12 protein-coding genes are annotated in these 13014 nt (G+C 37.1%); 7 read left to right on the top strand and 5 right to left on the bottom strand.

Features of this window, described 5'->3' with window-relative positions; all coding sequences use genetic code 11:
- Window positions 1–54: 54 nt before the first annotated feature.
- From purF to BCF58_RS11265, 5 genes are all read right to left on the bottom strand, one after another.
- Entirely contained in the window at window positions 55–1554 is a 1500-nt protein-coding gene (gene purF, locus BCF58_RS11285) for an amidophosphoribosyltransferase (protein WP_121461876.1), read from the bottom strand.
- Window positions 1555–1651: 97 nt separating this feature from the next.
- Window positions 1652–2374, bottom strand: a complete 723-nt coding sequence (gene purC, locus BCF58_RS11280; protein WP_121461875.1) for a phosphoribosylaminoimidazolesuccinocarboxamide synthase — start codon at window positions 2372–2374, stop codon at window positions 1652–1654.
- Window positions 2375–2410: 36 nt separating this feature from the next.
- Window positions 2411–3106 carry a DUF3307 domain-containing protein gene (locus BCF58_RS11275; RefSeq protein ID WP_121461874.1) on the bottom strand — a complete coding sequence of 232 codons (696 nt, stop codon included), beginning with the start codon at window positions 3104–3106 and terminating at the stop codon, window positions 2411–2413.
- Window positions 3107–3108: 2 nt separating this feature from the next.
- Window positions 3109–3714, bottom strand: coding sequence for a SatD family protein (locus tag BCF58_RS11270; RefSeq protein WP_121461873.1), 606 nt, complete (start codon window positions 3712–3714; stop codon window positions 3109–3111).
- Window positions 3715–3842: 128 nt separating this feature from the next.
- Window positions 3843–5708, bottom strand: a complete 1866-nt coding sequence (locus tag BCF58_RS11265) for an endonuclease (RefSeq protein WP_121461872.1) — start codon at window positions 5706–5708, stop codon at window positions 3843–3845.
- Window positions 5709–5897: 189 nt separating this feature from the next.
- On the opposite strand from BCF58_RS11265, the gene BCF58_RS11260 reads away from it, so the two are divergent.
- The 7 genes from BCF58_RS11260 to BCF58_RS11230 all read left to right on the top strand — a co-directional run bounded on the left by BCF58_RS11260 (window position 5898) and on the right by BCF58_RS11230 (window position 12725).
- Window positions 5898–7037 (top strand): acyl-CoA dehydrogenase family protein, encoded by a 1140-nt coding sequence (locus BCF58_RS11260; RefSeq protein ID WP_121462053.1) that lies wholly within the window; start codon window positions 5898–5900, stop codon window positions 7035–7037.
- 24 nt (window positions 7038–7061) lie between these two features.
- On the top strand, window positions 7062–7559 hold the full coding sequence (locus BCF58_RS11255) for a DinB family protein (protein WP_121461871.1): 498 nt from the start codon (window positions 7062–7064) through the stop codon (window positions 7557–7559).
- A 204-nt stretch (window positions 7560–7763) separates the two neighbouring features.
- Window positions 7764–10694 (top strand): reprolysin-like metallopeptidase, encoded by a 2931-nt coding sequence (locus tag BCF58_RS11250; RefSeq protein WP_121461870.1) that lies wholly within the window; start codon window positions 7764–7766, stop codon window positions 10692–10694.
- Between the two features lie 188 nt (window positions 10695–10882).
- Window positions 10883–11350 carry a pyrophosphohydrolase domain-containing protein gene (locus tag BCF58_RS11245; RefSeq protein ID WP_121461869.1) on the top strand — a complete coding sequence of 156 codons (468 nt, stop codon included), beginning with the start codon at window positions 10883–10885 and terminating at the stop codon, window positions 11348–11350.
- Between the two features lies 1 nt (window position 11351).
- On the top strand, window positions 11352–11918 hold the full coding sequence (locus tag BCF58_RS11240) for a TlpA family protein disulfide reductase (RefSeq protein WP_121461868.1): 567 nt from the start codon (window positions 11352–11354) through the stop codon (window positions 11916–11918).
- Between the two features lie 2 nt (window positions 11919–11920).
- Entirely contained in the window at window positions 11921–12526 is a 606-nt protein-coding gene (locus BCF58_RS11235) for a DUF4230 domain-containing protein (RefSeq protein ID WP_121461867.1), read from the top strand.
- 13 nt (window positions 12527–12539) lie between these two features.
- Complete coding sequence (locus tag BCF58_RS11230; protein WP_121461866.1) at window positions 12540–12725, top strand: hypothetical protein; 186 nt, start codon at window positions 12540–12542, stop codon at window positions 12723–12725.
- Window positions 12726–13014: the final 289 nt, after the last annotated feature.

Genomic DNA, 13014 nt, shown 5'->3' with positions numbered 1-13014 from the left:
AGAAAAGGCCAGACTCATAAGTCTGACCTTTCATTTTTTATATCAATATAATTATTAATTGAATAATTCTATCTCTTCTCCTTTTTCCACAGGGTATTTCTCTGTGAAACATCCGAAGCAGTGATTGGACGATCCTAAAATTTCTTTCAGGTTATCTGTGCTTAGGAATTCAAGAGAGTCTACACCAAGATATTTTCTTAGCTCTTCTGTAGACATATTGGCTGAAATAAGATCGTCTTTTGAAGGAGTATCGATGCCTAAATAGCAAGGGGCAATGATGGGCGGAGAAACACTTCTGAAGTGAATTTCTTTTACTCCTGCATCTTTTAAGATTTTTACAAGCCTTTTTGAGGTAGTTCCACGAACAATAGAATCATCAATGATTACTACTCTTTTATCTTTGATCTCAGAAATAATCGGGTTTAATTTCAGGTTTACCACTCTTTCTCTCATTTCCTGCGTAGGAACGATGAAGCTTCTTCCGATATACCTGTTCTTGATCAGAACCGGACGGAAAGGTATTCCTGAAGCCTTTGAAAAACCAATGGCAGCCGGAACTCCTGAATCCGGAACTCCAATAACAACATCTGCTTCTACAGGGGCCTGATGCCAGATTTTTTCCCCGGACTTTTCTCTGATTTCATACACATTGATATTTTCCAGTGTAGAGTCGGGTCTTGCAAAGTAAATATATTCAAAAGAACAGATTCTCTGTTTTCCTCTGGCCTCATCTACCATATAAGAATGCAGTTTCCCCGGTTCGTTCTCATTGGTATAAATGATTTCTCCCGGTAAAATATCACGAACATATTGAGCTCCTACAGCGTCCAACGCTACAGATTCGGAAGCTACCACATAAGTTTTCTCATCAATAGCTCCTAAAACCAGTGGACGGATGCCGTTAAAATCCCTGAACGCGAAAAATTTATTTCTTGTCATTCCCACCACAGAATAAGCACCCTGGATTTTTTCCATTGTTGCTTTAATCGCACCACGAAGTCCTAAATCGAGATTTTTTTGGATTAATCTTAAAATAACCTCAGAATCGGAAGTTGCACGGAATACTACCCCTTCTGCTTCCAACTCTGCTTTTAATTCTCTTGCATTGGTAAGGTTACCATTATGCGCTATGGAAAGTATAATCTGGTCATATTCGTTTTTGGCGAAAAATGGCTGGAAATTATATTTCTTTTTATCTCCTGCAGTCGTGTAGCGTGTGTGCCCGATTGCAGAATTTCCCATAAAAGCTTCGGGATCATGGATCTCCTTATAAACGTCTAAAACCAATCCCTCATCTTTCATATTGGTGATCCTTCCATCTTTTAAAACGGAAATACCACAAGCTTCCTGGCCCCTGTGCTGTAAAGCGAAAAGACCGAACTGTGAAAGAGAAAACGTATCCACATCATTATCAGAGTACATTCCGAAGATTCCACACTCCTCATTCGGAGCATCCAGTCTTTCTTCTTCCTGGGTTCTGAAAAGATTTCTTCCGTACGGTTGGTTATTAAACTGTTTTAAATATTCACTTTTATGAATGTCTAAACTTTTCATTTCTATTTTTCTAAAATTAAAAGATTAAAAAATTTAATGATTAAAAATTACTAATCGTTTACTTTTTAAATTTTTGAATCTTTAAATAAATTAAATTTTATTTCTGTAGAAGGGTTTTAAGACGGTTGTAGATTTCAACGTAAGCCTCAGTTACTTCACCTAAATCTCTACGGAAACGGTCTTTATCCAGCTTCTTCATGGTATCTTTATCCCACAGTCTGCAAGTATCCGGAGAAATTTCATCAGCAAGGATGATCTCCCCATTTGATGTTTTTCCTAGTTCAATTTTAAAATCTACCAGGATGATATTGATCTTGTCGAATAAATCAATCAGAATTTCATTGATATCAGAGGTTAGCTCATACATTTCATCAAGCTCTTCATAAGTAGCTGCTCCTAAGAAAACAGCATGGTGATCATTGATAAGCGGATCTCCCAATTCATCTTTTTTATAGCAGATATCAAATATAGTAACCGGAGATTTGATTCCTTCTTCTACTCCCAGCCTTTGAGCCATACTTCCTGCAGAATAGTTTCTTACAACCATCTCCAAAGGAATAATGGATACTTTTCTTACCAGTTGTTCTCTTTCGTCTAATTTCTTGATGAAATGAGTTTTAATCCCTTTTTCATTTAAATATTCAAAAATCAGAGTAGTGATGGCGTTGTTCATTTCGCCTTTCAGATCTACCTGGCCCTTTTTCTGAGCATTAAATGCTGTAGCATCGTCTTTGAAACGTACTACTACTTCATCAGGATTATCGGTAGCAAATACTTGTTTCGCTTTACCTTCGTACAACATTTCTTTCTTTTGACTCATAACTTTTACTTTTCTAAATTTATAGTTAGATTTATATTATTTAATTAAAATCCCTGTTAAAACGGCCATCCCGAAACTCAGAAGCGTACCAATAAGCACATATTCCGTAAGTTTTCTTTGCTTGGCCTGTGCAAGGTCGCTGAATCTGAAAACAGATTTGGCAGCCACCATGAAACCTACCCCTTCCCAGTGATTCACCAATATAAAAGTGAATACCAGTAAACGTTCTAAAATTCCTATATATTTTCCGGCACTTGTTAAAGATTCGGTTTGCAGTTTATTAAGTTCTTCAGATACAGGTGTCCATGAGGATAATAGTATCTTAATGAAAACAGACGCCGGTGTCGTTAAAAATAAGGCTGCTATGAAAATTTTCAAAAAACCTTGATCTTCAATAAAATCCAGGTTAAACTCATTAAAATAGAATGAAATTCCTGCAATGACCAGGATATGCAGAAGCTGATCGATAAAGAACCATCTTTTTTTAGTTTTTATATTTTGAAAGCTTAATTTCAATGCATCAATAATATAATGAGTGATGCCTGCCAAAACAGCAACCCACCACAATTGAATATTCCAAAGCAAAATAAAGCTCAACAAAGTATGAATCAGAACATGAAAATATAAATATTTGCTTTTCAGCTTACGATTCTCCTTATCTGCAACCCATGAATTTGGCTGAAGTATGAAATCTCCGAGTAAGTGTGCCAATATGAGTTTAATGAAAATCATGCCTACAGTTCTGAAATCTTCTTTTTAAAATATTGATTGGTTTCTACAATAAGGTCATAATTTGCCCGTTTCAGCCTCTGGCTTACAGATGACTGTGAAATGGCAAATTTCTTGGCCAGGTCTTCCTGTGTATTGTCTTTATTCATGATCATTTCATGAATAATCTCGGCGGTAGCCATGGTCCAGTTATCAAAATCTTTGGAAGACCACTTCAAAAGAATGTTCAGGTCTCTGTCTACGGTATCGCTGGTTGTTTTGATAGCCACCGTGTGTCCGTCATTTTTCAGGTCATTCAGTAATCTTCCGGAATTAACGTAGGCTGTCCCATTAGACTCTGTAATTTTTTCGGAGGAAAAGCTTTCCTCTCCTATTCCAATAGCAATTCTTACATCTAAATTTTCCTGACTCTTTATGAGGGATTTTATGGCTAGAAAATGCCAGAAGACTTCATCAATAGTACATTTCAACTGAAATTCGTCTCCTCTGTAGATTTCCCATGCGAGCGGTGAGCTTCCCCAATTCTCCAGAAGATTCTTTAGCCTGGTAATCCAGACTTCTGTGTCCGCATGTTGTGAATTTATAATATCACCGGTAATAACCGCTATCATTTTGCAAATATAAGCATAAATCCTTATAAATAAAAGATATAAGCGGAAACACTTATAGATATTGATTATTAGTGAATCTGCTTATATCGATTATTGTCTTACATCAGCCTATAGAGCTGATATTCAAGTTATTTTTTTATAAACTGATAGGTTCTTTCGTCCAGCTTCAATAAATAAGTTCCGGGTTGTAAATGTTGAACAGAAATATTTTTCTTGTTTATAAAAGGGTTTTTCTCAGTATAAATTATTCTTCCTGAAAAGTCCAATATCCAGGCTGTTTTTATGTGAGACACCTCTCCTTTTACAAATAGATCTTCCTGAACGGGATTAGGGAATACATGAATTTCTTTATTTCCTGCCCAAATAATATCTGAAGTCGACAATACACCCAGATTTTGACAATAATTACTTGTGTAGGAATCCCATTCCGTAATGGTAAATGTAGTATTGGGCTGATTGACCGTATTTTTCCTGTATAAAGAAACATTTCCTAAAACCGTGGAATTATTTTGGCCGCTTACACCTATGGCATCTACAGTAGTGGATTTGTATCTCAGTTCCAGGTAATTGCTTCCACCAAAAGTCATCTGAGGCGCAGCCGTTACAAATCTTGCCTGATTAACTGTATAACAAGAGAAATTAGCATTGGGATTTAATATAACTGCTGTTTCATTGTTTTGAATAGTTCCTTCCAGTTCATAAGGATCTACGAAGTAATAGCCTGAACCACTGTTGAACTGAATAGATAATCTGTAATCATTAAGGTTTACCGGGTGACCTGTCCTGTTGGTGATTTCAATAGCTTTATTATTAGAAGTCCCTTCTAAATATTTAGTAACCATAATATCTTTAGGATATATATCAGAAGCTAAAGTCGTAACAGGAACGGTATTACTGTCCGGGGAGAGTAAATAGCCGTTATCATAAGCTTTCACAGTGAAATTATAAGCAGTAGACGGCATAAGGTGATCGATACTTATGGAAGTATTGGTGGTAGTTGCAACCTGAATTCCATTTTGATAAATTTTATACCCGATCAAATCCGTACTTGTGCTTGGATTCCAACTTAAAGTGGTAAAATATGCACTGGTTTGGGTTACAGCTAAATTAGAAGGTGCCTGTGGCGCAACCGCATCGGGTGTCTGCCCCCAAATAACATTTACCCAGGCCGGATTGTCTATAAATGGATTTCTGTTTTTCTGAAGATTATAAACGGAATTATTTCTGTCGATTTCTTTCTGGGATACCGGGTCCTGAGCGTGCCACTGAAGAAGCATAGTTATATAGGCCGGATCAAAAGCTCTTTCTTCCGTGCCATCCAGTGGATTAGTATCTGAAACCGGATTGACATTATTATTAAAATTAAAAGAACCTAATTTTCCTTCATACCGTACGGCAAAGTACAATAAGCTTCTTGCCACATCTCCTTTGAATTCATTGATAGGCTCATAAACACGACCTGTATACGTTACACCCGGAATGGCACAATTTCCAATTTTTGAAGAATTTGTAAATGTATAATATATTGTAGAGCCGACAATTCCATAAGGATAGTTACTTCTGCGCTGATTTATATATGCGTCCGTAGGGACTATAAAAAATAAATCAGAATACATAGGGTAATTGCTGTAAAAAGTACTTTGAGGCATCATATGCTCTCTGTTGTAGCCAGCTCCTTCGGCCGGAGCGCTGGTTGGTATATTAGCGGAAGTATACTCGTATGCATCCGGGCCGGTCGGGATTTCAGAATAAATATCTAAGAGAATGGTTGTATTAGTCGTATCATGATCATAATATTTATCCAGGTCGGTCTGATTATAATAGTTCGGAAGATCGCTATAATGCCAGCTGATATTTTTCCCCGCAATAATATCATGAAGCTTAGCTTTGAGGGCGTATCCGGAGAGTCCTGCTGTTCCATCATAATATCCCGCAGGAATCTGCGCAGATATGTAAAATGAAAATAAAATAATAGGAAATAGAATTTTTTTCATGCCTTAAAATTTGGATGGCTAAAATAGTAAATTAATATACTCAAAGTTCTGAAAAAATTATTAAAAAATGATTAATTTTCATTATGTAAAAATTTGATATTTAGTTTTTTGTGAATAATATCTTGTGGCTGAAATAATTTTTTTTGCATTTCAGCAATTTGAGTATCTTTGGGAATTAACTATATCTATATGAATACAGAGACTATTGACAACATTAAAATGATAGCGGAAACGGCCAGAGAATTTGCCGAGAAGAATATTAGACCTCATATTATGGAATGGGACGAAAGCCAGACCTTTCCTAAAGATTTGTTTCATCAGCTAGGAGAAATGGGTTTTATGGGTATCGTTATTCCTGAAGAATATGGTGGTTCTGGTCTTGGGTATCATGAATATGTTGCTATTCTGGATGAAATTTCACAGGTAGATCCTTCTATCGGGCTTTCTGTTGCGGCGCATAACTCACTTTGCACCAATCACATTTATGAGTTCGGGAATGAAGAGCAGAGAAACAAATGGCTTCCTCAGCTGGCTTCCGGAAAGGTAATCGGAGCTTGGGGGTTAACAGAGCATAATACGGGTTCAGATTCAGGAGGAATGTCTACTACAGCTGTGAAAGATGGAGATGAATGGATCATTAGCGGAGCTAAAAACTTCATTACACATGCCATTTCAGGAGATATTGCCGTGGTAATGACAAGAACAGGTGAAAAAGGAGCAAAAAATAATTCAACAGCTTTTGTTTTAGAAAAAGGAATGCCTGGTTTCACTTCGGGTAAAAAAGAGAATAAATTAGGAATGCGTGCCTCTGAGACCGCTGAGCTGATTTTTGATAATGTAAGAATACCGGATTCTCATCGTCTTGGTGAAGTTGGAGAAGGTTTCAAACAGGCTATGAAAATCCTTGACGGAGGAAGGATTTCTATCGCGGCATTAAGTTTAGGTACAGCAAGAGGCGCTTATAAAGCGGCCTTAAAATATGCCAAGGAAAGACAACAGTTCGGAAGACCTATCTCAGATTTCCAGGCAGTAAACTTCATGCTTGCAGATATGGCAACCGAAATAGATGCAGCTGAGCTTCTTATTCAGAGAGCGGCAACTTTGAAAAATGCAAAACAAAAAATGACAAGAGAAGGTGCTATGGCAAAATTATATGCTTCCGAGGCTTGTGTAAGAATTGCCAATAATGCCGTTCAGATCTTCGGGGGATATGGATATACCAAAGACTTCCCGGCAGAAAAATACTATAGAGATTCCAAGCTTTGTACGATTGGTGAAGGTACTTCTGAAATCCAGCGATTAGTAATCGGAAGAGATATTACAAAATAAATTACATTTTAAAATTCAACACAAATGATTAAACAAGGACTTTTAGGTGAATTTCTGCATGAAGCGGAAAACACCAGAAAAATTTTAAAAGCAATCCCAAACAGTGCCTTAGACTGGAGACCGTCTGAAAAAAACTGGACTACTGCCCAATTGGCCTCTCACATTGCAGAAGTTTACAATTGGTATGATGCCACTTTTAATATGGATGTTTTCAATATGGGAGCTTATCAATACGATAAGGGTGACATTTCCAATATCGATCATATTGTTGCCAAATTTGAAGAAAACGTGACTAAAGCCCAACAGGTTTTGGAAAACTCAGATGAAAGCACCTATTTTAATGAATGGAAGATGGAAATGGATGGAAATATTTTATTCCCTCCTATGCCGAGAATCCAAGTAGTTCGCGGATTTCTCTATAACCACTTATATCATCACAGAGGTGAACTTGTTGTTTATTTAAGAGCAACAGGAAATAAAGTCCCGGGACTTTATGGACCGACTGCGGATGACAATATGTAAATTATTGGAATTATTTTCTGAATAAATAATAGCATACGTATTTTGCGTATGCTATTTTCTTTTTTTGATACATTAGAAAATGTTGACAATTTAATGTATTGCATAATATTTTAGATAAATATTCCAAATTTTTCTTAAAAAATTTTGTTTTTCATTATATAATTTTCATTAGATTTGGAATTCCATAATCAAACCATTATTTATATGAAAAAACAATTATCTATGATTGGAATGCTGTTGATTACAGGCATTTCATTCGCGCAGACAGATCGTCTTTGGTCTGAAGGTACTCAAAAAACATCTTCAGAAATTTTTGAAAACAAAACCAATATCAATGATCCCAAAATCTACAAACTGGATTTTAACGGATTAAAAAATGCTCTGGCCAGAGCCCCAAAAAGGTTAGCTGCAGGGGAAAAATCAGAAATTATTATTTCTTTCCCGAATTCAGAAGGAAGAATGGAAAACTTTAAGGTAAGAGAAAATTCCAACTTCGAGCCTGAACTTGCTGCCAAATACCCGGATATCAAATCCTACGTAGGAGAAGGTCTGGAAAATCCTAATTCTACAATCTATTTCAGTATTTCTTCTTTAGGGCTTTCTTCCATGGAAATCTATGGAGATAAATCGGCTGTTTTTATTGAGCCGTATACTAAAGATTTATCAACGTATGTTGTGTATAAAAAATCTGACAAAAAAGATAATCTTAACAAATTTGAGTGTACAGTTATTGATGTAGCCCAAAAAGGAGTTGCTAATAGCAATGTTACAGCAAGACCCAATGCTGATGATGCTTTACTGAGAACCTTCAGGTTGGCCCTGTCCTGTACAGGTGAATATGCAACTTATTTCGGGGGTACCAAAGCACAGGCATTAGCCGCCATGAACAACACCATGACCCGTGTAAACGGTGTGTTTGAAAAAGATTTTGCTTCCAGAATGGTACTTATTGCCAATAATGATGCTGTAATCTATACCAATGCCTCTACAGACCCGTATTCTGCAGCTTCTAGTATGAGCAACTGGAATTCTCAGCTTCAATCTACTCTTACTTCCGTAATTGGAGAAGCTAATTATGATGTAGGTCACTTATTCGGAGCTTCAGGAGGCGGAGGAAACGCCGGATGTATCGGATGTATCTGTACAAACGGATCTAAAGGAAGCGGGTACACTTCACCAGCAGATGCTATTCCTTCAGGAGATAATTTTGATATAGACTATGTAGCTCACGAATTGGGTCACCAGTTTGGAGGAAACCACACATTCTCCATGAACAATGAAGGAACGGGAGTTAATATGGAGCCGGGCTCAGGATCAACAATTATGGGATATGCAGGAATTACAAGCCAGGATATCCAGCCTCACTCAGATGCATTTTTCCATGCGGTAAGTATTCAGCAAATTACCAATAATATTAAAGCGAAAACATGTTCCGTAAATACAGCTACAGGGAATTCAATTCCAACAGCAAATGCAGGATCAGATTATACGATTCCTAAAGGAACACCGTTTATGCTGACGGGCACAGGAACAGACGCCAACGGGGATTCTTTGACTTATATTTGGGAACAAATGGATAATGCTTCCTCTTCTCAAACAGGAGCCAGTTCTGCAGCAAGTGCTACCAAAGCTTCCGGACCTACTTTCAGATCATGGACACCTACAACATCTCCAACGAGGTATTTCCCAAGAATGGCTTCGGTTTTAGCAGGGGCTACAACAACAGCAGGATCAGAAATTACGGTGGAAGCCCTATCAAATGTTGCCAGAACTTTAAATTTCAGATTTACCGTTCGTGATAACAGAGCCGGAGGTTCCGGAAACAATTCAGATGATGCGGTAATCACTGTAAACGGAACAGCAGGACCTTTCAGTGTAAGTTCACAAAATTCTGCAACCAGCTATACAGGCGGAAGCTCACAAACAGTTACCTGGAATGTTGCAGGAACCACAGCAAACGGCGTGAATGCAGCCAATGTAGATATTCTTTGGTCTACAGACAGCGGAAATACATGGACGACTATCCTTGCCGCAACACCTAATGACGGAACCCAAACAGTTACTATTCCAAATGCTTCTACTACAACCGGAAGAATCATGGTAAAAGGTTCTAATCATATTTTCTTTGATGTAAACAATGCGAATATTACAGTAAACGCTTCTTCAGGTACAGATACGGTTGCGCCTACAGCGCCTACCCTTACGGCTTCAGGAACCACTTCAACCAGCACAAATCTTTCATGGAGCGGAGCTACAGACAATGTAGGTGTTACCGGGTATGATGTTTTCCAAGGTGCTTCATTAATCGGTTCTACGGCTTCTACCTCTTATACGGTAACGAGCCTGACTCCTTCAACCACGTATACATTCACTGTTAAGGCAAAAGATGCGGCAGGAAATGTTTCTGCAGCAAGCAATTCGGTGAGTGTTACCACACTTGCGGGAACTACGGTTACTTATTGCTCTGCAGCAGCAACCAATACATCCGATGAGAGAATCGGCAACGTGAAATTCGGAACAATCAATAATACCTCTACTGGAACAGCAGGATATGAAGACTTTACTTCAGTTTCCACGAATGTGACAAGAGGAAGTGCTTATACCATTTCCGTAACTCCTGTATGGACTTCTACTACTTATAGTGAGGCGTATTCAGTTTATATTGATTATAACAAAGACGGAGACTTTACCGACAGCGGAGAATTGGCCTGGACTAAAGCAGGATCTACCACTACACCTGCAACAGGAAGCATTACGATCCCGGCAACAGCAACAGTAGGTACAACAAGAATGAGAGTGATGATGAAATACAGCAGCGCTCCTACTTCATCTTGTGGAACTTATACCTATGGCCAGGTTGAGGATTATACACTGAATATTGTTTCAGCAGGAAAAGGAACAGATATGCCGGATACCGGAGATTTAATTGCTGATATAAAAGTATATCCAAACCCGGCAAAAGATATTCTTCATATTTCGAATACAACTTCTGAAGAATACAAAATTTTTGATATGGGTGGAAAACTAATCAGCTCTGGAAAACTGGAAAGAGGTTCCGTAAACGTAAACAACCTTATCAAAGGAGTATATATGATCAAAATAGGTGAAAGCACAAAACGATTCATTAAAAATTAATCATCTTTAAAATCAAACTATGTGAAGGCTGCCTGTAACAAGGCAGTCTTTTTTATGAATAATAAATAATCTGTAATGAATAATGATATTGCAATCAGCAATCCGAACTTAAAATCATTGTACATTTTACTGCTACATTGTACAAAATTTATGATCAATCATTATATTTGCCTTAAATAAAAATATTCATGGATAAAATTGATAGTCTGAACCAAGTAGCAGAATTCCATACTACTTTTAAAGCCCCTATTTTAGAAACTCCACAAATTCCTTCACAAGAAAGATGCAACCTGAGAGTAGAACTTTTGCAGGAAGAATTAAATGAGCTGAAAAAAGCCATCGAAGATAAGGATATTGTAGAGATTGCGGATGCTCTTTGTGACCTTCAGTATGTATTGAGCGGTGCGGTTCTGGAATTCGGACTTGGCAACAAATTTGTAGAGCTATTCAACGAAGTTCAGCGTTCCAATATGTCTAAAGCCTGCGATAATGAGGAACAGGCAAAAGAAACGGTTGAATTTTATAAAGAAAAAGAAGTAGAATCGTTTTATGAGAAATCCGGAGAAAAGTATAATGTTTACAGACAGGCCGATCACAAGGTTCTGAAAAACAAATACTACTCTCCTGCTGATCTAAAAGCAATTATTGAAAAATAGTATGAAAAAGTTTATTACAAATATTGTGATCATTTCCGGGCTGGCTTTAACGGCTCAGCAATTCAATGCACAAAAGGTGGTGGTCAACCGAGAGGTTGAAACCCAAAATGACGGTAAAATGCTGTTGGGCCACCAATTGAAAGAGCAATTTCTAAAAGCACCCTATGCCGATTGGTATGTAAAAGAGCATGATGAATATGCTTTAGACCAAAAAGCCGTGGAGCAGCTTAAAAAAAATAAAATCAATTCTTATAATCTTATTGTATTCATGGGAACCTGGTGTGAAGACAGCCACAGGGATTTCCCGAGACTGATGAAGATCCTGGAAGAATTAAAATATCCGGATAATAAATTAACCATTATAGCGGTTAACCGTAAGAAGGAATCTCCTACGGGTGATGAAGGCCGCTATAACATCCAGAAAGTTCCTACCATTATCGTTGAAAAATACGGTAAAGAAATTGGAAGAATTATTGAAATGCCCACAACAGGGTATATTGAAAGAGATCTTGTTGAAATTTTAAAAAAAGATGACAAGTCTGTAATCAAAGAAATATTTAACAAATAGATTTGAGAAATTATAAGGTAATCATATCATTTATAGCAGGGGTTCTCGTTATGCTGCTCCTGTTTTTCGGTCTTAAATCATGTTTCAATCTTGGAGGGAAAACAGAGAAATCGGATTATTATATCCTGACCAATCAGATTTCCAAGATGAACAAAATGGTGGTATTGGAGCAAAATATTTCCAGCATGCAGAAGACAAAAATGAGCTATGAGCTTTTTGGAAGTGAAATGACCAGCAATAGCATCATCACCTATACCAAAACTAATGCGCAGGTTTCCTATGATCTTAATAAAATGAAAATGGATGTTGATTCCGTTAACAAAAAACTGATCATTACAGAGCTTCCTGATGCTGATATAAGAATTACTCCAAGCGTGGAGATCCAGTCTCTGGATGATTCTTTTTTCAACAGAGTTTCTGAAAAGGATATCAAAAACGTAACCCAGAAAGCGAAAGAAACTGCGATAAAATCCATTGATCAGAATAAGCTGAGAAATGAAGGACGAAAACAATTAATGGAAAATCTTAATACTATTTTCGTTTTGGCAAAGGCTTTGAATTATACCATAGAAGATAAGACCGGACAACTCGGTATTTTAGGACTCTAAAAATTGTAAAGCAATGGACTCAAAAGGAAATCAAAAAAAGAAAGAATCTGCCAATAGCGCAGAAACCAGAAAACAAAATCAGGATTTTCCCAACATTCCTGCTTCCTCCAAAAAGACAAATCCACCTGATATTGATAAGGAAGATGTTCAGAAACCTTCCAAAAACAAATCCGGAAAAACAGATAATACTAAAGAGTAAAAAATAAATTTCCGTTTCATGAAACGGAAATTTTTAATTACTATTCATTTCGACTATAATAATATTGCATTTGCATCTCCGTTGGATCTTAATTTTCAATTTAATCCATCTAATGTTATTAGTATTTTAAATCTAAGTTTAGCAGACTATAAATCAACAGTTTTCTTATTCTGTTAACTATAATTCTGCAGAACGAATAATCTGGTTCTGAATGTTTTTGTCTTAACCCGATCAATCTTTAAAGATGAGATAAAAAAAGGTTCTGATGAGACAGAACCCTTAAAAAATA

It is taken from the genome of Chryseobacterium defluvii, assembly GCF_003634775.1.
Taxonomy (GTDB): Bacteria; Bacteroidota; Bacteroidia; order Flavobacteriales; family Weeksellaceae; genus Chryseobacterium; species Chryseobacterium defluvii.
The sequence above is the reverse complement of the archived record's forward strand: the minus strand, read 5'-3'. Positions and strand labels throughout refer to the sequence as shown.

Coding starts and splice junctions, on each gene's coding strand:
- purF (WP_121461876.1), bottom strand. CDS start 1,554: ATGAAAAGTTTAGACATTCATAAAAGTGAATATTTAAAACAGTTTAAT.
- purC (WP_121461875.1), bottom strand. CDS start 2,374: ATGAGTCAAAAGAAAGAAATGTTGTACGAAGGTAAAGCGAAACAAGTA.
- BCF58_RS11275 (WP_121461874.1), bottom strand. CDS start 3,106: ATGATTTTCATTAAACTCATATTGGCACACTTACTCGGAGATTTCATA.
- BCF58_RS11270 (WP_121461873.1), bottom strand. CDS start 3,714: ATGATAGCGGTTATTACCGGTGATATTATAAATTCACAACATGCGGAC.
- BCF58_RS11265 (WP_121461872.1), bottom strand. CDS start 5,708: ATGAAAAAAATTCTATTTCCTATTATTTTATTTTCATTTTACATATCT.
- BCF58_RS11260 (WP_121462053.1), top strand. CDS start 5,898: ATGAATACAGAGACTATTGACAACATTAAAATGATAGCGGAAACGGCC.
- BCF58_RS11255 (WP_121461871.1), top strand. CDS start 7,062: ATGATTAAACAAGGACTTTTAGGTGAATTTCTGCATGAAGCGGAAAAC.
- BCF58_RS11250 (WP_121461870.1), top strand. CDS start 7,764: ATGAAAAAACAATTATCTATGATTGGAATGCTGTTGATTACAGGCATT.
- BCF58_RS11245 (WP_121461869.1), top strand. CDS start 10,883: ATGGATAAAATTGATAGTCTGAACCAAGTAGCAGAATTCCATACTACT.
- BCF58_RS11240 (WP_121461868.1), top strand. CDS start 11,352: ATGAAAAAGTTTATTACAAATATTGTGATCATTTCCGGGCTGGCTTTA.
- BCF58_RS11230 (WP_121461866.1), top strand. CDS start 12,540: ATGGACTCAAAAGGAAATCAAAAAAAGAAAGAATCTGCCAATAGCGCA.